Source organism: Pseudoduganella sp. GW821-FHT12E03, assembly GCF_058807115.1.
The window spans coordinates 70,081-88,811 of record NZ_JBXAQJ010000003.1 but is presented as its reverse complement, the minus strand read 5'-3'; the positions used below and the strand labels follow the sequence as shown (position 1 = coordinate 88,811).

General features: G+C 63.4%; 18 protein-coding genes. All 18 read left to right on the top strand.

Going from position 1 to position 18,731, the window contains the following annotated elements; all coding sequences use genetic code 11:
- Window positions 1-2: 2 nt before the first annotated feature.
- Entirely contained in the window at window positions 3-1,385 is a 1,383-nt protein-coding gene (locus AC1RRC_RS08170; RefSeq protein ID WP_493054789.1) for an undecaprenyl-phosphate glucose phosphotransferase, read from the top strand.
- Between the two features lie 118 nt (window positions 1,386-1,503).
- Window positions 1,504-2,430, top strand: coding sequence for an EpsD family peptidyl-prolyl cis-trans isomerase (locus tag AC1RRC_RS08165; protein WP_493054788.1), 927 nt, complete (start codon window positions 1,504-1,506; stop codon window positions 2,428-2,430).
- 12 nt (window positions 2,431-2,442) lie between these two features.
- Complete coding sequence (gene epsE / locus AC1RRC_RS08160; RefSeq protein WP_493054787.1) at window positions 2,443-3,315, top strand: polysaccharide export protein EpsE; 873 nt, start codon at window positions 2,443-2,445, stop codon at window positions 3,313-3,315.
- A gap of 9 nt (window positions 3,316-3,324) precedes the next feature.
- A complete protein-coding gene (gene epsF / locus AC1RRC_RS08155) occupies window positions 3,325-4,728 on the top strand; it encodes a chain length determinant protein EpsF (protein WP_493054786.1) in 1,404 nt (467 codons plus the stop codon).
- Between the two features lie 13 nt (window positions 4,729-4,741).
- Entirely contained in the window at window positions 4,742-5,608 is an 867-nt protein-coding gene (gene epsG / locus AC1RRC_RS08150; protein ID WP_493054785.1) for a chain length determinant protein tyrosine kinase EpsG, read from the top strand.
- Window positions 5,609-5,815: 207 nt separating this feature from the next.
- Window positions 5,816-6,637: a heparin lyase I family protein gene (locus tag AC1RRC_RS08145; RefSeq protein ID WP_493054784.1), complete on the top strand. Its 822-nt coding sequence runs from the start codon at window positions 5,816-5,818 to the stop codon at window positions 6,635-6,637.
- A 13-nt stretch (window positions 6,638-6,650) separates the two neighbouring features.
- A complete protein-coding gene (locus AC1RRC_RS08140) occupies window positions 6,651-7,562 on the top strand; it encodes a polysaccharide lyase family 20 protein (protein ID WP_493054783.1) in 912 nt (303 codons plus the stop codon).
- Window positions 7,563-7,710: 148 nt separating this feature from the next.
- On the top strand, window positions 7,711-9,222 hold the full coding sequence (locus tag AC1RRC_RS08135; RefSeq protein ID WP_493054782.1) for a hypothetical protein: 1,512 nt from the start codon (window positions 7,711-7,713) through the stop codon (window positions 9,220-9,222).
- 7 nt (window positions 9,223-9,229) lie between these two features.
- On the top strand, window positions 9,230-10,129 hold the full coding sequence (xrtB, locus tag AC1RRC_RS08130; protein ID WP_493054781.1) for an exosortase B: 900 nt from the start codon (window positions 9,230-9,232) through the stop codon (window positions 10,127-10,129).
- Window positions 10,126-10,824: an exosortase-associated protein EpsI, B-type gene (epsI, locus tag AC1RRC_RS08125; protein ID WP_493054780.1), complete on the top strand. Its 699-nt coding sequence runs from the start codon at window positions 10,126-10,128 to the stop codon at window positions 10,822-10,824. The genes xrtB and epsI overlap by 4 nt, the downstream gene beginning before the upstream one ends.
- A 7-nt stretch (window positions 10,825-10,831) precedes the next feature.
- Entirely contained in the window at window positions 10,832-12,091 is a 1,260-nt protein-coding gene (locus tag AC1RRC_RS08120) for a glycosyltransferase (protein ID WP_493054779.1), read from the top strand.
- The gene (locus tag AC1RRC_RS08115) at window positions 12,088-13,656 is read left to right on the top strand and encodes a lipopolysaccharide biosynthesis protein (protein WP_493054778.1); all 1,569 of its coding nucleotides are present in this window, start codon (window positions 12,088-12,090) and stop codon (window positions 13,654-13,656) included. The genes AC1RRC_RS08120 and AC1RRC_RS08115 overlap by 4 nt, the downstream gene beginning before the upstream one ends.
- A complete protein-coding gene (locus AC1RRC_RS08110; protein ID WP_493054777.1) occupies window positions 13,653-14,114 on the top strand; it encodes a serine O-acetyltransferase in 462 nt (153 codons plus the stop codon). Before AC1RRC_RS08115 ends, AC1RRC_RS08110 begins: the two co-directional genes overlap by 4 nt.
- Window positions 14,115-15,254, top strand: a complete 1,140-nt coding sequence (locus AC1RRC_RS08105; protein ID WP_493054776.1) for a glycosyltransferase family 4 protein — start codon at window positions 14,115-14,117, stop codon at window positions 15,252-15,254.
- A gap of 60 nt (window positions 15,255-15,314) precedes the next feature.
- Window positions 15,315-15,764, top strand: a complete 450-nt coding sequence (locus AC1RRC_RS08100) for a glycosyl transferase (RefSeq protein WP_493054775.1) — start codon at window positions 15,315-15,317, stop codon at window positions 15,762-15,764.
- Between the two features lie 2 nt (window positions 15,765-15,766).
- Entirely contained in the window at window positions 15,767-16,255 is a 489-nt protein-coding gene (locus AC1RRC_RS08095; protein ID WP_493055504.1) for a glycosyltransferase, read from the top strand.
- Window positions 16,256-16,403: 148 nt separating this feature from the next.
- Complete coding sequence (locus tag AC1RRC_RS08090) at window positions 16,404-17,684, top strand: nucleotide sugar dehydrogenase (RefSeq protein ID WP_493054774.1); 1,281 nt, start codon at window positions 16,404-16,406, stop codon at window positions 17,682-17,684.
- Window positions 17,685-17,693: 9 nt separating this feature from the next.
- Window positions 17,694-18,692: a UDP-glucose 4-epimerase GalE gene (gene galE, locus AC1RRC_RS08085; RefSeq protein WP_493054773.1), complete on the top strand. Its 999-nt coding sequence runs from the start codon at window positions 17,694-17,696 to the stop codon at window positions 18,690-18,692.
- Window positions 18,693-18,731 lie beyond the last annotated feature (39 nt).

The window sequence follows — 18,731 nt, the reverse complement described above, 5'->3', positions numbered from 1 at the left end:
CCATGACGGTTAACGACATACCACTGATTTCCTTCTTCCAGCGTGTACTGGACCCCCTCATCATCATGGGTACGCTGTACCTGTTTTCACTGATGTTTGCCGAACCGTTTACCGGCTATTCGCTGGTACTGATGATCCTGGCGTTCTTCATTTCCACTTCGGTCTATCAATACGTCGATCCTTACCAGACCTGGCGCAGCGGCCGCATGCTGGCCTATGCGCGCGACATCTTCATCGGCTGGATCGTCACCGCCGCCATCCTGGTGTTCCTCGGTTCCGTCAGCGGCCTGTCGTACCACTATGATGAGCACGTGGTGCTGGTGTGGTTTGCCGCCACGCCCTTTGCCCTGCTGGCCAGCCACACGGCGGCGCGCAAGCTGGGCTCCGATCCGGAGCGCGAGACCCAGGAACGTTCGGCGCTGATCATCGGCGCCAACGATGTGGGCGTGCGCTTTGCCAATACTATCGACCGCTTGCCGAACCTGTTCATGACGGTGCAAGGCTTCTTTGACGACCGCGCGCGCGACCGCATGCCGGGCAACATGAGTCACCCGGTGCTGGGCAGCATGGACGACATCGCGGCCTTCGTGCGGGAAAACCATATCAAGATGATTTTCATCAGCCAGCCGATTTCCGCCCAGCCCCGCATCCGCCGCCTGCTCGACGAATTGCAGGACACCACGGCCTCCGTGTATTTCCTGCCTGATATCTATGTGTTCGACCTGATGCAGGCGCGCTTCGATAACGTGGGCGGGATGCCGGTGATCGCGATTTGCGAAAGCCCGTTCACCGGATTCAACAGCCTGATCAAGCGCACTTCCGACATGGTGCTGGGCGGCCTGATCACGCTGATGCTGCTGCCGGTCATGGCTGCCGTGGCGCTGGCGGTGAAGCTCGATTCGCCCGGCCCGGCCATCTTCAAGCAGCGCCGCTACGGGCTGTATGGCGAGGAAATCATCGTCTATAAATTCCGTTCGATGTCGGTGTCGGAAGATGGCGCCAAAGTCACGCAGGCGAAGAAAAATGACCAGCGGGTGACCAAGGTCGGGGCGTTCCTGCGCAAGACCTCGCTCGATGAAATTCCGCAATTCATCAATGTGCTGCAAGGCCGCATGAGTATCGTCGGACCGCGCCCCCATGCGGTGGCGCACAACGAGCAATACCGCAAGCTGATCAAGGGCTACATGCTGCGCCACAAGGTCAAGCCGGGCATCACCGGTTGGGCGCAAGTCAATGGCTTGCGGGGGGAAACCGAAACCCTGGACAAGATGGAGGCGCGGATCCGCTACGACCTCGATTACCTGCGCAAGTGGTCGCTGTGGCTGGATCTGTGGATTGTGCTGCGCACCATGAAAGTGGTGACCGGCCATGAGAATGCGCACTGAGCATTGGATTGAACACTGCAAGTGACTGAGCCATTCGTGCGCGCCGAAAAACCGCGCTGGGCTAAAATCTTTGCACATTATTAATGTTGCAAATAAATATTTACACAAAGGACATATCTTGGACACTACCGCTTATCTTAGCCGCGATGTCAGCCGCGATGTCCTCCGCCACCGCGCCGCCGCTACCGTGATCCTGGCCGCCACGCTGGCGCTGTCGGCCTGTGGCAACAAGGAACCCAAGGCCGGGCAGGCGCTGGCCAGCGTCAATGGCGCGGAAATCACGGTATTGCAACTGAATGAAGAATTGCAGCGCTCCGGCGCCACCGCCCAGCCGGACGCCGTGCGCAAGCAATTGCTGGAATCGCTGATCGACCGCCAACTGCTGCAAAACGAAGCGGCCAAGGACAAGCTGGACCGCGATCCGAAAGTCATGCAGGCGATCGAGCGCGCCAAGGCCATGATCATTGCCCAGGCTTACCTGCAAAAACGCATCGGCAGCCAGGCCAAGCCGACCCGCGCGGAAGTCGAAGCGTATTTCAACCAGCATCCGGAATTCTTCACCAGCCGCAAACAGTTCGACATGCGCGAACTGGTGGTGGCCAGCAAGGATGTGACGGAGCCGCTGAAATCGCTGATGGATTCCACCCGGTCGCTGGACGATGTCGCGGCCTGGCTGGACAGCAATAAAGTCAAGTATGGCCGCACGCAAGTGTCGCGCACCAGCGCCGACATGCCGCCTGAACTGAGCAGCAAGCTGTTGACGATGCCCAAGGGCCAGCTGTTCATCATCCGCGAAGGCGAGCGCAGCCTGCTGATGCAAATTGCCGAGGTCAAGGACAGTCCCGCCACGCTCGACAATTCCGTCGCACAGATCGAGCAATTCCTGCTGAACAAGAAAAACAAGGATGCGGCCGAAGCGGAGCTCAAACGCTTGCGCGCGGACGCGAAGATCGACTACTTCAACAAGACCGATACCGTGGCGGGCGCGCAGCCGGTACCGCAGCAGGCGGCGGCGGATGCGCGCGGCGTCGCCGGCTTGAAATAAGGAGAAGGCACCATGAAAAAAATCACCCTGTGGCTGGCCATGCTGACGATGGCGCTGGCGGCGGCAACTTCTATGCGCGCAGCCAGTGCGGCGGACACGGCCAAGTCAGCCACGCCAGCCAACGCGGTTAATGCGGCCAACCTGGCCAACCTGGCCAACGCGGCCGCCATCGTGCTCGGTTCCGGCGATGTCTTGCGCATTACCGTCTATGGCAGTCCCGACCTGGCCACGGAAACCCGGGTGGCGGAAACCGGTACGGTCACGGTGCCGCTGGTGGGGCAGGTGCCGGTGGCGGGCCTGACCGTGCCGGCCGCCGAGAAAAAAATTGCCAGCCTGCTCGACAGCGGCGGCTATGTGAAAAAGGCGCAAGTCAACATCCTGGTCACCACGATCCAGAGTGCGCAGGTGTCGGTGCTGGGCCAGGTCAACCGTCCCGGCCGCTATCCGATGGATGGCAAACGCACCTTGATGGAAGCGCTGGCGCAGGCTGGCGGCATTGGCGTGGAAGGGGGCGACAGCGTGACCCTGATCCGCACCCGCGATGGCAAGACCACCAGTGAAACCATCGATATCATCAAGATGGTGCAGTCGGGCGACTTTGGCCACGACTATCCGCTGGCGCCGAATGACGTGGTGTACGTCGAGCGCGCGCCGCGCTTTTACATCTATGGCGAAGTACAGCGTCCCGGCCCGGCGCGCCTCGAGCGCGGCATGACGGTGGTGCAGGCGCTGGCGGCCGGCGGCGGCCTGACGCCGCGCGGCACCGAGCGCGGCCTGCGCGTCAAGCGCCGCGACGCCAGCGGCCAGATGCAAGTCATCAGCGTCAAGCAGGAGGATTTGCTGCAGGTCGATGATGTGGTGTACGTAAAAGAAAGCCTGTTTTAAGGAAGTCCCATGAATTTCTCCCAGTTCCTGCTGATCTTGCGCGCACGCCGCAAGATCGTGCTGCTGACCTTGCTGGCCACCGTCTTGGTGACCGTCGTGGTCAGCGCCTTGCTGCCCAAGACGTATAAAGCCACGTCCACCGTGCTGTTGAACTACAAGGGCGTGGATCCCGTCACCGGCATGGCCGCACCCGGCCAGCTGATGCCCGGCTATGTCGCGACCCAGATCGACATCATCACCAGCAAGAATGTGGCGCTGCGCGTGGTGGACCAGTTGAAGCTGGCGCAAAACACCGATGTCATTGCGCAATTCCGCCAAGCCACGGATGGCAGGGGCACGGTGCGCGACTGGCTGGCCGAGCTGTTGCTGAAAAAGCTCGATGCCGTGCCGTCGCGTGAAAGCAGCGTGGTGGAAATCAGTTTCAAGGGTGCGGAACCGCAGTTCGTGGCGGCCGTGGCCAATGCGTTTGCCGATGAATACCAGAAGCTGACCGTGCAACTGAAAGTCGAGCCGATGAAAAAAGCGGCCAGCTACTTCAGCGACCAGACCAAGCAGCAGCGCGATGCGCTGGAGGCGGCGCAAAGCCGCTTGTCGAAATACCAGCAGGAATATGGCATTGTCAGCCTCGATGGCCGTCTCGACGTGGAAAGCAACCGCCTTAACGACTTGTCCGCGCAGCTGGTGATGGCGCAGGCCCAGCAAATGGAAGCGGCGTCGCGCCAGCGCATGGCGGCCGGCAAGGCCGGCGAAGCGCCCGACGTGGCCAACAGCCCGCTGATCCAGAACTTGCGCGCCAGCGTCAGTGCCGCGGACAGCAAGGTGGCGGAAATCGGCCAGCGCCTGGGCCAGAACCATCCGCAATACCTGGCGGCCCGCGCCGAAGCGAACCAGCTGCGCGCCAGTCTGAATGCGCACATCCAGTCCACCGCGAACAGTGTCGGCAACAATGCCCAAGTGCTGGCGCAGCGCGAAGGCGCGTTGCGCACCTCCCTGGCGGAACAAAAAACCCGTGTGCTGGAATTGAACCGGACCCGCGATGAATTGAACGTGCTGCAAAAAGATGTGGAAAGCGCCCAGCGCGCCTTTGACGCGACCACGCAGCGCCTGTCGCAAACGCGGATGGAAGGGCAGGCCGAGCAATCGGAAGTGGCGATCCTGAATCCGGCCGTGGCGCCGATCGATCCCGCCACGCCGCGCATGCTGCTGAACACGGTGCTGGCCTTCATGCTGGGCGGCGTGCTGGGTATGGGGTTTGGCCTGGTGGTGGAATTGATGGACCGCCGCGTGCGTTCCACGGGCGACCTGACCAATGTGGCCGACATCCCAGTGCTGGGCAATATTTCGTGGGCGCCGCCGAAACCGCGTTCGCGCCTGGCGAACCTGCTGGCGCCGCGCCGCCTGCGCTTGACGTGAGATTGGACCTGACATGACTGCAACACTATCCTCCGCCCACATGAAACCCTCGCCCGATTCCAGTATCGGCACCATGCTGGTCGCTGCGGGCAAGATCAGCCCGGACAATTCCGAGCGCGTGCTGCGCATGCAAAAGGAATTGGGCATCCGTTATGGCGAGGCGGCACAGCGCCTGGGCCTGGTCAATGAAACGGATATCCAGCAAGTGCTGGCGCGCCAGTTCGACTATCCCTACCTGCAGCAGGGCGATGGCGATTATTCGCCGCTGCTGGCTGCCGCGTTCCAGCCATTCAGCCCGCAAGTGGAAGTGCTGCGCGCGGTGCGCAGCCAGTTGATGCTGCGCTGGTTTTCCCGTGGCCACAAGGCGCTGGTGGTGGCCGGTGTGGCCAGCGGCGATGGCGCCAGCGTGTTCACCGCCAACCTGGCGGTGGTGTTTTCCCAGTTGGGCGAACAGACTTTGCTGGTCGATGCGAATTTGCGTACGCCGCGCCAGCACGACATTTTCGGCGTCAAGCGGCGCCAGGGCCTGTCCGATATTTTGGCGGGCAGGGCGGACATGTCCTCCGTGGCGCGTTTTGATGATTTCCTGGATTTATCCGTGCTGTGCGCCGGCACCTTGCCGCCCAATCCGCAGGAATTGCTGAGCCGTTCGAGCTTTGCCACCTTGAATGCGCAACTGTCGGCGCGCTATGACGCCGTGCTGTATGACGTGCCGGCGTTCGAACGCGGTTCCGATGCGCTGGCGCTGGCGGCGCGGGCGGGCGGGGTCTTGCTGGTGGCCCGTAAGAACCATACGCCGCTCGACGAAGTGCAGGCGCTGGTGGCGCAGGTGCGCCATACGGGGGCGGAAGTGGTGGGCGCGGTGATGGTGGAATTTTGATTGACGCCATGACAGCATACTTGTCCTGAAAAGTAATCTTTCGGGAAAGAACATTATCTCGGTGGAAATCAATATTTGCCTAATCTTATGTGGTGTAGTTTACATCTCGTGAAATAAAATGTGGAATTGTTGGCTCATGGCAACGGAAAAAAGCTTTCTGCGTGCTATCTTCCTGCCCATGTAATTGCAATGTTTTGGGAGATCCAAATGAATTTCACGAGGCACCTGTGCCTGTCCATTGGCGTCGTGCCAGCCTTGCTGGCCGCCGCCGCCCACGCGCAAGTCGATACGGCCATCGGCGGCACGGTGGACGCAACGAAGTTTTCCACCCGCTATGGCCTGTCCAGCGCCAGCGCGGCCAACCTGAGCTTTATCACCGACCCGGCCGGCAGCGGCCGCGTCGTACTGATGAGCAAGGTGAAAAGCACGGACGCCAATGTCGGCGCCATCAAGCGCACGGATTTTTATCCGCTCGGCGAATCGCGCAGCACGGGGTTGCGCTGGTATGGCATCAGCGTCTACATCCCGTCCACCTGGGTGGTGCATCCCAACCCCACGGTGATCGCGCAAATCGATACCGGCACCACCGCCACCAACCTGGCGGCGCCGCTGTCGCTGCTGGTGCGGGGTAATACACTGGAGTTGAACTTAAATTCGAATTACCGGGCGACCACCTCCGCCACCGCCACCAATTCGGCCAGCGAAGTCATCAAGCTGGGGCCGCTGGTGACCAACCGCTGGTATTGCCTGGTGGTGCGCTCCGACTGGCAGCCGACCCTGGGCGCCGGCGCCGTCACGATGTGGATGAATGGGGAGAAAGTGTACAGCGCGACGAATTCCACCAATTCGTATTTCGGCGCCGCGCATACGCCGCGGACCGGGTTGATGTTTCCCGGCCTGATGGGCGTTGCCGAGCGCACGCTGTATACCGATTTCATCCGCCTGGGCGGCGCGTCGACGACCGTCAACCAGATGTACTTCGTCAGTCCATGCGGCGGCTACATCAGCGGCGGCAACATCCAGTGGTAATCCGGAGAACTTCATGTCCTATTTTCCCCAAAAATTCGTGCCGGCGCTGATGCTGGCGGCAACCTGCGTCCCGGCGCTGGCCCAGATCGACCTGTCGCGCAGCGGCCGTGTGGATACCTTGGCGTCCAACCCCAAAAAGCTGATGTATGTCAGCGAAAACCTGGCGCGCAACGCCACCGCGACGTACCGTTACCTCGATGACGTGTATGCGGTTCATACCGGCAATGCCGCCGGCAACTTGCAATTGGTGGACGATCCCAGGGGAAGCGGCCGCAAGGTGCTGTTCCTGAAAACGCTGAAGACCGACCCGCTGGTTTCCGGGGCCTCGCGTACCGAACTGTCGGCCAAGTATGAATATGTGATCGAAGGCATGCGCTGGTATGCGTTTGCCATGATGTTTCCTTCTGACTGGCAATTCCACGCCACGCCGACCGTGGTGGCGCAATTGCACACCAGCCAGAAAACCCTGACGGTGCCGCCGCCGGTGGCCGTGGTGGCCTATGGCCAGGACTTGAACCTGGAACTCCACTACAACTTCCGCAAGACCGATGGCACCGGCACCGATCCGGCCACGCGCGCCAACACCGGCGAGCAGCTGGCGCGGCTGGCCAAGATCCAGACCAACAAGTGGTATTGCTTCGTGGTGCGCGCCGACTGGTCGGCCAAGCCGGGTATCGGGTCCCTGAAAGTCTGGATGAATGGCAACCTCGCCTACGATGTCAAGAATGCCTACAACTCGTATGAAACCTGGCTCGGGAATTATCCCAAGGTCGGGTTGTACATGCCCGGCGTGATGGGCGTGGCGTCGCGCTCGCTGTACACCGACTTCATCTATGTCGGCGGCGCCAGCAGCACCTATGACTTGATGGCGGCGCAGCTGCCATGCGGCGCCACGGTGTCGCCGACGCCGACCGTGATCAAGTAAAGCAGTATCCGCTTCCCCTTGAAAGGCCGCCTTGTGCGGCCTTTTTTGCTGCTGAGTTCTATCGGGCGTCGCGAAATGGGCTGGACTGATAAGATTCAAAATTGAAATTATGGCACTGTTGCTGTAAAGGCACTATTTTGGATCGTTCATGAAATCTACCGCCTCCCCGGGACGCTGGACCGGCCTGCTGGTGTCCGGTTTGCTGCTGCTGACCGCGGTCTTCCTTGGCCTGCTGATTGGTGCGGAACAGCACGTGCTGGTTGTGTTGTTCATGCTGCTGCTGCTGTCGCTGCCGATGTTTTACCTGGCCGTGTTCGGTTATGCCGACCAGCGCGCGATGTTGCTGTGCGCCGGTTTCCTGCTGATGTTTTTTGCACAGACGCTGCAGAGCCGGGGCGTGCCTGCCGGCTACCTGTTGGAAATGGTGATTTTCCTGTTCATGCTGTCGTCGCTGCGTGAAGTGCTGCGGGTGGCCGGGGCAGACGCCACGTTGCGCTGGGTGGTGGCCTTTTTCCTGATGTATTTCGCGCTGGCGCTGGCCAGTACCCTGCTGGGACGTTCCGGCTGGCGCGGCGCGGCCTGGCAATTGCAGTACAACCTCAAATTGCCGCTGATGTTTGCGCTGGGCATGCTGCTGGTGGCGCCCGAACATGCGCAATCGATGCTTCGCCGCTTTGTCGCCTGGACCTGGGTATTTTTCCTGCCCTTCCTGCTGTTCGAACTGGTCGCGTATGGCGCCTTCATGAAAGTATTCGGCCACTCGCCGAGCTACCACGTCAATGTGCTGTTGCCGTTCATGCGCGGCTTGCGCGGCCCGTTCATCCACGCCGGTTACCTGTCGCTGATGTGCGGTTTGCTGGCGTCCGGCGCCGCGGCGTTCTGGTTGCAGGGACTGGGGCGCCGCTGGCTGGGCTATGCGGCGATCTACACGGCGATCGCCGTGTGCGCCGGCCAGCGCCAGGAATTGATGGCGCTGCTGCTGGTGTACCTGGTGTTTGCGCTGATCCAGGGCCGCCGGCACACCGGCTGGCTGGCCGTGGGGGCGATGGCCGGCGTGGCGTGCCTGCTGATGGCGGTGCTGGTCATGGAACACAATCCCTTCAGCGAGTTGATGCGGCAATGGGGCGGCGGGCGGGCCGCCGATATGTCCGAACGCGCGGTGCTGACCGAAGGCGGGATGCGCGTGGCAAGTCAATATTTTCCACTGGGCTCGGGACTGGGCACTTACGGCGGCGCCGGCGCGCAGCGCTTTGACCAAAGCCTGTTCGTCGACCTGGGCTTCAACCGCTACTGGTGGTTCCGGCAGCGCATTTTCCTGGTCGATACCTATTGGCCCAGCGTGGCGGCCGAGGCGGGCTATCCGGCCGCCATGCTGGTGCTGGGCGCCTTCCTGATCATCTGGTTCGGGCTGCTGCGCCGCGCCGCGGCCGCCGACGGCGCCGCGCACCGTCCGCTGTTGCTGACCGGGTTGGCGGCGCTGACGTTGCAACTGGCCAATTCGCCGACCTCGGCGGGGATCACCGACCCGCGCGGCGCCTTTGTGTTCTGGCTGTTGATCGGCTGCGCGTGGCGCGCATCTGTTGTCAATCGTGCACCAACGGGGGAACCCATCCGGCATAATCGGCCGGTGGATTTCAGTGTCCGCTATTTATCTTCGTGAGAGTTTCATGACTGCTTTGTCTTATGGCCCCGAGGCTGCCGAACACGGCCGCCTGAAGGCCATCCTGCCTGAATGGCTGCCCATCGTGCTTGGCTTGGCAGCCATGTTCGGCCCCACGTTTTACGACCAGCTGCACGGCAACTGGGCCACCGAGGAACAGGCGCACGGCCCCATCATCCTGGCATTGTCCCTGTGGCTGTTATGGCGCAAATGGCCCGCCATGCTGGCTGCCGGCGTGGGCCAGCGTCCCGCCCACGCGGCCGGCTGGCCGCTGCTGATGCTGGCGCTGGCCCTGTATGTGCTGGGCCGTTCGCAACAGATCGTCGCCTTCGAGCTCGGTTCGTTCATTGTCATGGGCGTGGCCTTGTTGCTGATTAAATTCGGTACACGCGCCACGGCGGTGCAATGGTTCCCGTTCTTCTTCATGCTGTTCCTGGTGCCGCTGCCGGGCGGCATCGTCAGCGCGCTGACGATGCCGATGAAAATGGCGGTGTCGTACGTGACGGAACAGTTGCTGTTCCTGGCCGGTTATCCGATCGGACGCAATGGCGTGATCCTGCAGATCGGCCAATACCAGTTGCTGGTGGCCGATGCGTGCGCCGGCCTGCAGACCCTGCTGACCCTGGAAGCGCTGGGCCTGTTTTACCTGAACGTGGTGCGCCATTCATCGGCGTTCCGCAACGTGTGGCTGGCGTTGATGATCATTCCCATTTCCTTCACCGCCAACGTGATCCGCGTCGTCACGCTGACCCTGATCACCTATTACCTGGGCGACGCCGCCGGGCAGGGCTTCCTGCACGGGTTTGCCGGCATGGTGCTGTTCATTACCGCGCTGGTCTTGATCGTGGCGGCCGACACCCTCCTGCAATGGCTGTCGGCGCGCCGCCAGGCGGGGAGGCCGGCATGAACCGCCAACGGATGACCATCAGCGTCTTGCTGGCCGCGCTGATGTTGTCGGCCAGCGCGCTGTCCAGCCACTTCACTCCGACCGTCAAGCTGGCCGACCAGGGGCCGCGGGTCGACCTGGCCACGATGGTGCCGGAACAGTTCGGCGAATGGCGCATCGATCCGCATGTGGTGCCGCTGCAAGTCGATCCGGCCACCCAGGCCAAGCTGGACAAGATTTACAACCAGACCCTGTCGCGCACCTATATCAACCGCGATGGCGAACGGGTGATGCTGTCGCTGGCCTATGGCGGCGAACAGAGCGACCGGCTGCAGGTGCACAAGCCGGAAGTGTGCTACGGCGCACAAGGTTTTGACGTGGAAAGCCGCGGCTACGCGGACCTCGATGTGGCGCGCGGCGCCTTGCCGGTCAAGCGCCTGTACGCCGTCAGCGGCGCGCGCCACGAACCCATCACGTACTGGATCACCGTGGGCAACCGCGCGATCCGGCCCGGACTGGCGCAAAAACTGCAGCAGTTGCGCTATGGCCTGGGCGGCATGGTGCCGGACGGCATGCTGGTGCGGGTGTCGTCGATCGGCACCGACGAGCCGGCCGCGTTCGCGCTGCAACAACGATTTATCACCGAGCTGTTGCGCGGCCTCGACGGGCCCGCGCAAGCCAGGCTGGCGGGCAGCTTCGCTCCGCCGACTCTTTGACTGACTTATGACGATCCGCTTACTTTACCTGACCCGCGAACCCCATCCCAGCTTCCGTCCCGACATCGCCACGCTGTTTGGCCAATTCCTGCCACGCCACGGCGTGCATTCCGACCTGGTGGCGTTGCAGGAGGGAGAACCGGCCGCCTGGGCGGGCGGCGCCGCGCATGCCCGCAAGGCCACCGGCAAGCTGGGCCGCCTGCTGGCCCGCATGGGGGCGGCGTGCTCGCTGTTCCGGCTGGCGCGCGGCGGTCAATACCAGGCGGTCCAGGTGCGCGACCGCATTGGCGGCGCCCTGATCGGCCTGCTGGCCGCGCGCTGGCATGGCTTGCCGTTTTTTTACTGGATGTCGTTTCCCTTCGTGGAGTTCTGGCAGGACGTGGGCGCCGGCCGTGAAGCGGTCGGCGCATCGCGCCTGCGCCGGCTGGTGCTGAGCGTACGCGGCCACCTGGGCGCATTCGTGTTGTACCGCCTGGTGTTGCCGCGCGCCGACCACGTGTTCGTGCAGAGTGACGCCATGCGCGACATGGTGGCCAAACGGGGTGTCGATCCCGCCGCCATGACGCCGGTGCCGATGGGCGTCACCGTGCCCGACAGCCTGGACCATGTGATCCCGAGCGACGACCCGCGCCTGGCGGGGCGCAAGGTGGTGATGTACCTGGGCGCGCTGGAACGCATGCGCCATCCGGAAGTCATGGTGGAAGCCATGGTGGAAGTGGCGCGTGGCGAACCCCGGGCGCTGCTGGTGCTGGTGGGCGATTCGCAGACGCCGGGCGACCGCGCCTGGCTGGAACAGCAGGTGCAGCGCTGCGGTGTGCAAGACCATGTGCTGATCACGGGCTGGATGGCGCCGGCGCAAGCCTGGCGCTATTTGCGCGCGGCCTCGGTCGGGCTGTCGCCGATCCCGTGCACGCGTGTGCTGGAAATGGGCACGCCCACCAAGGTGTGCGAATACCTGGCCTACGGCTTGCCGGTGGTGGCCAATGGCCAGCCCGACCAGGCCGCGCTGCTGGCGCAGACCGGCGGCGGCCTGTGCGTGCCGCTCAGCGCCGACGGTTTTGCGCAAGGAGTGCTGGCCATGCTGGCCAATCCGGAGCAGGCGCGCGCCATGGCCGAACAGGGCCGCGCCCGCATCGGGCAATTGCGCAGTTATGACGTGCTGGCCGAACAATTGGCGGCGCAATATCGCCGCCTGCTGGGAAGCGGCGCCGGGCAGGGCGCGGCGCATACCGCGCCGCACGCCGTGTCCCGGGAAGGCACGCCATGAGCGGCGCCGGCAGTCCTTATGGCGGCCGGGCCGCCAAGGCCGGCATGGCGGCTTTCCTTGCGGGACGCGGGGTGTCCGCGCTGCTGACGTTCACGTCGTTCGCGCTGGCCGCACGGCTGTTGCCGCTGGCGGAATATGGCCGCTACGCGGCCGCGCTGGCGTTGATGGAGCTGGCGCTGGCGTTGTCGTCGGGCGGCCTGGAATGGGTGGCGTCGCGCGTGTTGCCGGAAGCGCGTATGCACGCGGGCGGGCGCACCACGGCGCGCCTGCTGCTGCGCATTGCCGCGCTGCAGGGCACGCTGGTGTTGTGCACCTCCGCCGTGGTCGGCCTCGCCGCGCCAATGCTGGCGGAGTTGATGCGCATGCCGGAAGCGGCCGGCGCATTCCGGCTGGCCGGTGTGCTGGTCGCGGTCGAAGGGCTGGGGCGGCTGTCGCGCGACCAGATGCTGGGATTGCTGATGGAACAGCGCGCGGGGCAGGTCGCGCAAGTATTGCGCGCCGGCTTGCTGGTGCTGTTATTGCTGGTGCATGTGGTGCCGGGCTGGCACAGCGGCCCACCGCTCGACGCGGCCGGCATGCTGTGGCTGGAACTGACGGCGGGCGCCAGCGCGCTGGTGGCGGGCACGTTGCTGCTGGCGCGCAGCCTGTGGCGCCTGCGCACGTTGCCGGCGGCGCAGCCGGACTGGCGGCCGCCGCCGCGCCATGTGCTGTTTGGCCTGGCCTGGCATAACTTTGCCGGCTACCTGCTGTCGCTGCTGTATGGGCCGCAAGTGATGACGATGCTGGTGGCGCGCCTGCTGGGTGCCGAGGCGGCGGCCGTGTTTGGGTTTGCGCGCGCCTTCACCGACCAGGTCCGGCGCTACCTGCCGACCGACTTGCTGCAAAGCGTGGTGCGGCCGGTCTTGATTGCGTACTACACGTCCGGCCACAGTTTTGCGGAACTCAGCGTGCGCCTCGGGCTGTGGCTGAAAAGTTCGCTGATGGCGCTGTTCCCGCTGCTGGTGTTTTTCACGGCGTTCGGCGAGCAGGGCATGGCGGCCATCGGCGGCGTGCACTATGCGCAGGCCTGGCCCGTGGTGGTGCTGTTGTTGTGCGGCACGGCCACCATCGCCTGCCGCCGCGTGCTGGAACTGGGCTGCAACGCGGTGCTGCAGTCCGATATCTGCGCGCGCGCCACCGCCGCGCTGCTGGTGACGCCGCCATTGGTGGTGCTGGTGCTGTATTCGACGGGCAAGTTACTGCCGGCCGTGGCGCTGGCGGTGGCGGCGGAATGTATTTTTTGCTGGCGCGTGGCGCGCAGCCTGAAACAAAGGGGTTTTATGGGACATTGGGATGTACAGGGCGGCGTGCGTTTGCTGCTGGCATGGGCGGGCGCCGCGGCGCTGCTGCTGGCGGCGCAGCGCGTCATGGTCTTCAACACGCAGGCGGCCGTGATCGCCGCCGCACTGGCGGCTGCCGCGGCGCTGCGCATGGCGATGCCGCTCAGCGCCGACGAGGGCGCGCTGGTGGCCAGCTGGAATGGCCGCCTGGCGCGTCTGCTGGGCAGCAGGAGGGTCGCCGCATGATGGTCGTTCGCATTTATCGTATCGCGCACTGGCTGCACCGGCGCCGCGTGCCGCTGTTGCCGTTCCTGCTGAAAAGCGTGAACCGCATCTTGTTCGCCGTGGTGTTGCCGCCGTCGGCCATTGTCGGGCGCAACGTGCTGTTCAGCTATGAAGGACTGGGCACCATCATCCACAAGCGCGCCGTGATCGGCGACGACGCGGTGATCGGCGCCGGCGTCACCATCGGCGGCCGATCCGGCAGCACCGGGGTGCCGCGCATCGGCAAGGGCGCCTTCATTGGCGGTGGCGCCAAGGTGATCGGCGATATCCGCATCGGCGACCATGCGTCGATCGGCGCCAATGCGGTGGTGATGGAAGATGTGCCGGACTACGGCGTCGCGGTCGGCATCCCGGCCAAGGTGGTGCGGATCAACCGGCCGCAGGATATGCCGAATTACCGTTCTTTCCAGGAGCAATGAATGGCCCGACGCAGTAATGAACCCGGCGTGGTCATGATCGGCACGTCGCTTGATTCCCCCGGCGGCATGACCGCCGTGGTGCGCCTGTACCGCGACATGGGCTTGTTCGAGGCCTGGAATGTGCGTTACATCGCCTCGTATGAGCGGCCCGGCAAATTGACGCAAATGCGCGTGATGGCCGGCGCGCTGGCCGCCTTCGTGTGGCTGCTGCTGCGCGGGCAGGTCAGCCTGCTGCACGTGCACTCCGCGTCGCGCGGCAGTTTCTGGCGCAAATCCGTGTTTTGCGCACTGGCGCGGCTGTTCGGCGTGCCCTATGTGTTTCATTTGCACAGCGGTGAATTCCCCGTGTTTTACGAGCGCGAATGCGGTCCCCGTGCGCAGCGCTGGGTGCGCCGCACCCTGGAAGGGGCGCAAGCGCTGGTGGCGCTGACCGGCCTGTGGCAAACGGCGCTGGCGCGCATCGCGCCGGGCGCCAGCATCACAGTACTGGGCAACCCGGTGCGGGTGCCGGCGGTGCTGCCGGCCCTGCCAGTGTTGCCGGCCGGGCGGCCGCCGCAGCTGCTGTTCCTGGGCCGCCTGCGCGACAAGAAGGGGGTGTATGACCTGGTGCGCGCCATGCCGGCCGTGCTGGCGCGCCATCCCGGCGCCATTTTTACACTGGCGGGCGATGGCGACCTGGAAGGCACGGCGCGGCTGGCGCGCGAATTGAACGTCGAACACGCCTTGCGGCTGCCCGGCTGGGTCGATGGCGCCGCCAAGGATGCGCTGCTGGCTGACGCCACCGTGCTGGTGCTGCCGTCGTATTTCGAAGGCTTGCCGGTATGCGTGCTGGAAGCCATGGCCGAAGGGATTCCCGTCGTGGCCAGCGAGGTGGGCGGGATCCCGGAAGTGCTGGAGCATGGCCACTGCGGGCTGCTGCACGCGGCGGGCGACGTCGATGCGCTGGCGGCGGCGGTGCTGATGCTGCTGGACGATGCGGCGCGTGGTGGGGCGCGGGATGGATCTCGTTATGCGGCGCTGCGCCAGGCGGCCCATGCGCGCGCGCAGCAGGTGTATTCCGTGCAGGCGGTACAGGCCAGCATCGCCGCGCTGTATGGCAAGGCATTGGCGCAGGGGGGCGAAGCGGGCATTGTGCGCTAGCGTACATTTAAATTTTGTCAATGATGCTAAATTGCTCTTGTTGAGTTAGTGGAGTTTGCAATGGTTAAGAAAGTATTGGCGGTCGCGTCCGGCGGCGGCCATTGGGTACAGTTATTACGGCTGCGCCCGGCATTTGAAGGGCAGGACGTGGCGTATGTGACGGTCCAGCCCAGCTACGCCAGCCAGGTGCCTGGCGCGCGTTTTTATGCGGTCACCGATGCGACGCGCTGGAGCCGCTGGGACTTGGTGAAAATGGTGTGCCAGGTCAGCTGGATCGTGTTGCGCGAACGGCCTGATGTTGTCGTTACCACGGGCGCGGCGCCCGGCGTCGTGGCGTTGCGTATGGGAAAATTCCTGGGGGCAAAAACCATTTGGCTGGACAGCATTGCCAATGTCGAACATATTTCCATGTCGGGCAAAAAAGTGCAGGGCTTTACCGACCTGTGGCTGACCCAATGGCCGCACCTGGCCGGTAAGGATGGTCCGGCCTGCCACGGGAGCGTCTTGTGACCATGATTTTTGTCACCGTCGGTTCGCAAATGCCGTTTGACCGCCTGGTCAAGGCGGTCGACCTGTGGGCGGAGCATACGAAACCGGACGCCGACATCTTTGCGCAAATCGGCGACAGCCGATACCGTCCCAGCGCCATGCGCTTTACCCATTCGCTGGCGCCGGCGGAATTCGCGCAGACCGTGGCGCAGGCCGACGTGATCGTGGCGCACGCGGGCATGGGCTCGGTGCTGACCGCCATGGAGCTGGGCAAACCCCTGGTGCTGCTGCCGCGCCGCGGCGATTTGCAGGAAACCCGTAACGACCACCAAATTGCCACCGCGCACTGGCTGGCCCAGCGGTCCGGCATCTTTGTTGCGGAGCGGGATGCGGAGTTGCCGGCGATGCTGGCGGCAGCCATGGCGGCTTCAAGGGGGAGCGCAGCCATATCGCCATATGCCTCGCCAGACTTGCTCGCGGCCGTCAGGCAGTTTATTGTGCACGTGGCTTAAATTCAAAATACTGCACTGCGGCAATAAACCACTTGGCAAGCACGGAATTAGTGGTTTGTGATGCGGCCGACATATGGTTTGCATGCACTGAATTGCGCCGTGCAATGATATTATTCAAACTTCAATACTAATTTACAGGATGTCATCTATGTCTACTATTGCGGTCATCGGCCTCGGCTATGTTGGTTTGCCTCTGGTGATTGAGTTCGGCAAGCACACCCGCACCATTGGTTTCGACATCGCCCAGTCCAAGGTCGATGCATGCCTGCGCGGCACGGACCCATCGCGCGAGTTGTCGGACGAAGAAGTGCAGGCTGCCAAACTGGCGGAATACACTTCCGATCCGGCCAAGCTGGGCGAAGCGGACATGATTATCGTGGCGGTGCCGACCCCGGTCGACAATGCCCACAACCCGGATTTCACCCCGCTGATCGGCGCCAGCCGCAGCGTCGGCAAGCACATGAAGAAGGGCGCCACCGTCGTGTATGAATCGACCGTGTACCCGGGCGCCACCGAAGAAGTGTGTATCCCTGTGCTGGAAAAAGAATCCGGCATGAAGTGGAAGGAAGGCTTCTTCGTAGGCTACTCGCCGGAGCGTATCAACCCGGGCGACAAGGAACACACCCTGACCACGATCTTGAAAGTGGTGTCGGGCGATACCCCGGAAACCCTGGAAAAAGTCGCGACCATGTACGAGCTGATCGTGAAACCAGGCGTGCACCGCACGTCGTCGATCAAGGCGGCGGAAGCGTGCAAAGTCATTGAAAACACCCAGCGCGACTTGAACATCGCCCTGATGAATGAACTGGCCATCCTGTTCGGCAAGATCGGCATCGATACCGCCGAAGTGCTGAAGGCCGCCGGCACCAAATGGAACTTCCTGAAATTCTCGCCAGGCCTGGTGGGCGGCCACTGCATCGGCGTGGACCCTTACTACCTGACCCACAAGGCGGAGCAGCTGGGCTACAACCCGCAAGTGATCCTGGCCGGCCGCCGCATCAATGACGGTATGGCGAAATACGTGGCGGAACAGACCATCAAGCAAATGATTGCCGCCGGCAGCTACATCAAGGGCGCCAAAGTCAACGTGCTGGGCCTGACCTTCAAGGAAAACTGCGCCGACTTGCGCAACTCGAAGGTGGCGGACGTCATCAATGAGCTGAAAGCCTATGGCGTGGAAGTGTTCGTGCACGACCCGTATGCCGATCCGGAAGAAGCCAAGCATGAATATGGCGTGGAACTGACCAAGTTTGAAGACTTGCCGCGCGCCGACGCCGTGGTGGCCGCCGTGCCGCACAAGTCGCTGCTGGCGCTGTCGGCCGACGACTATGCCCGCAAGCTGGTCAAGGGCGGCTGCTTCATCGATATCAAGTCGGTGCACGACGAAGCCGCGCTGCGCGCTGCCGGCCTGTGCGTCTGGCGCATGTAAGGTGACCGCATGAAGATTCTGGTCACCGGCGGCATGGGGTTTATCGGCTCGCATACCTGCGTGGAATTGCTGGCTGAAGGGCACGACGTGGTCGTGCTCGATAACCTCTCCAATGCCGATATTTCCGTCTACGAGCGCGTGCAGCGCATCGCGGACCGGTCGTACGCATTCGTGCAAGCCGACTTGCGTGACCGGGAAGCGTTGCGGTCGCTGTTCCGTGAATACCGCATCGATGCGGTGATTCACTTCGCCGGCTTGAAAGCGGTCGGCGAATCCGTGCAAAAACCCCTTGAGTATTACGACAACAACGTGGTCGGCAGCCTGGTGCTGTTTGAAACCATGGCCGAGGCTGGCTGCAAGACGTTGGTGTTCAGTTCATCCGCGACCGTGTATGGCGACCCCGCCTCGGTGCCGATCCGCGAAGACTTCCCGCTGTCGGCCACCAATCCGTATGGCCGCAGCAAGCTCATGATTGAAGAAATCCTGCGCGACCTGGGCCGTGCCGACCCGTCGTGGAAGGTGGCGTTGCTGCGCTACTTCAATCCGGTGGGCGCCCACGACAGCGGTTTGATCGGCGAAGCGCCCAGCGGCATCCCGAACAATTTGATGCCGTATGTGTCGCAAGTGGCGTTTGGCCAGCGTGAATTCCTCAATGTCTTTGGCGACGATTATGCGACGCCGGATGGCACTGGCGTGCGCGATTACATCCACGTGGTGGATCTTGCGATCGGTCACTTGCGCGCGCTGTCCAAGCTGGCGACAGTAAATGGCGTGCATGCCTACAATCTGGGGACCGGGCGCGGCAACAGCGTACTGGAAATGGTGCGCGCCTTTGAACAAGCCAGTGGCCGCCCTGTTCCCTACCGTATTGCTCCGCGCCGCGATGGTGACATCGCCGCCTGTTACGCCGATACCAGCTACGCCGAGCGCGAGCTGAACTGGAAGGCTGAACGCGGCATCGCGCAAATGTGCGCCGATGCCTGGCGCTGGCAAAGCTCCGCCCGATAGTGGCTTCAACAGGCCGAGGCGGGAGCAGCGAACCGCCCG

Bases quoted from the DNA above. Each gene is read 5' to 3' on its own strand.
- AC1RRC_RS08110 (WP_493054777.1), top strand. From the start codon at position 13,653: ATGATGGTCGTTCGCATTTATCGTATCGCGCACTGGCTGCACCGGCGC.
- galE (WP_493054773.1), top strand. From the start codon at position 17,694: ATGAAGATTCTGGTCACCGGCGGCATGGGGTTTATCGGCTCGCATACC.
- AC1RRC_RS08145 (WP_493054784.1), top strand. From the start codon at position 5,816: ATGAATTTCACGAGGCACCTGTGCCTGTCCATTGGCGTCGTGCCAGCC.
- AC1RRC_RS08115 (WP_493054778.1), top strand. From the start codon at position 12,088: ATGAGCGGCGCCGGCAGTCCTTATGGCGGCCGGGCCGCCAAGGCCGGC.
- AC1RRC_RS08100 (WP_493054775.1), top strand. From the start codon at position 15,315: ATGGTTAAGAAAGTATTGGCGGTCGCGTCCGGCGGCGGCCATTGGGTA.
- AC1RRC_RS08090 (WP_493054774.1), top strand. From the start codon at position 16,404: ATGTCTACTATTGCGGTCATCGGCCTCGGCTATGTTGGTTTGCCTCTG.
- AC1RRC_RS08140 (WP_493054783.1), top strand. From the start codon at position 6,651: ATGTCCTATTTTCCCCAAAAATTCGTGCCGGCGCTGATGCTGGCGGCA.
- epsE (WP_493054787.1), top strand. From the start codon at position 2,443: ATGAAAAAAATCACCCTGTGGCTGGCCATGCTGACGATGGCGCTGGCG.
- epsF (WP_493054786.1), top strand. From the start codon at position 3,325: ATGAATTTCTCCCAGTTCCTGCTGATCTTGCGCGCACGCCGCAAGATC.
- xrtB (WP_493054781.1), top strand. From the start codon at position 9,230: ATGACTGCTTTGTCTTATGGCCCCGAGGCTGCCGAACACGGCCGCCTG.
- AC1RRC_RS08105 (WP_493054776.1), top strand. From the start codon at position 14,115: ATGGCCCGACGCAGTAATGAACCCGGCGTGGTCATGATCGGCACGTCG.
- AC1RRC_RS08135 (WP_493054782.1), top strand. From the start codon at position 7,711: ATGAAATCTACCGCCTCCCCGGGACGCTGGACCGGCCTGCTGGTGTCC.
- epsG (WP_493054785.1), top strand. From the start codon at position 4,742: ATGACTGCAACACTATCCTCCGCCCACATGAAACCCTCGCCCGATTCC.
- AC1RRC_RS08170 (WP_493054789.1), top strand. From the start codon at position 3: ATGACGGTTAACGACATACCACTGATTTCCTTCTTCCAGCGTGTACTG.
- AC1RRC_RS08120 (WP_493054779.1), top strand. From the start codon at position 10,832: ATGACGATCCGCTTACTTTACCTGACCCGCGAACCCCATCCCAGCTTC.
- epsI (WP_493054780.1), top strand. From the start codon at position 10,126: ATGAACCGCCAACGGATGACCATCAGCGTCTTGCTGGCCGCGCTGATG.
- AC1RRC_RS08095 (WP_493055504.1), top strand. From the start codon at position 15,767: ATGATTTTTGTCACCGTCGGTTCGCAAATGCCGTTTGACCGCCTGGTC.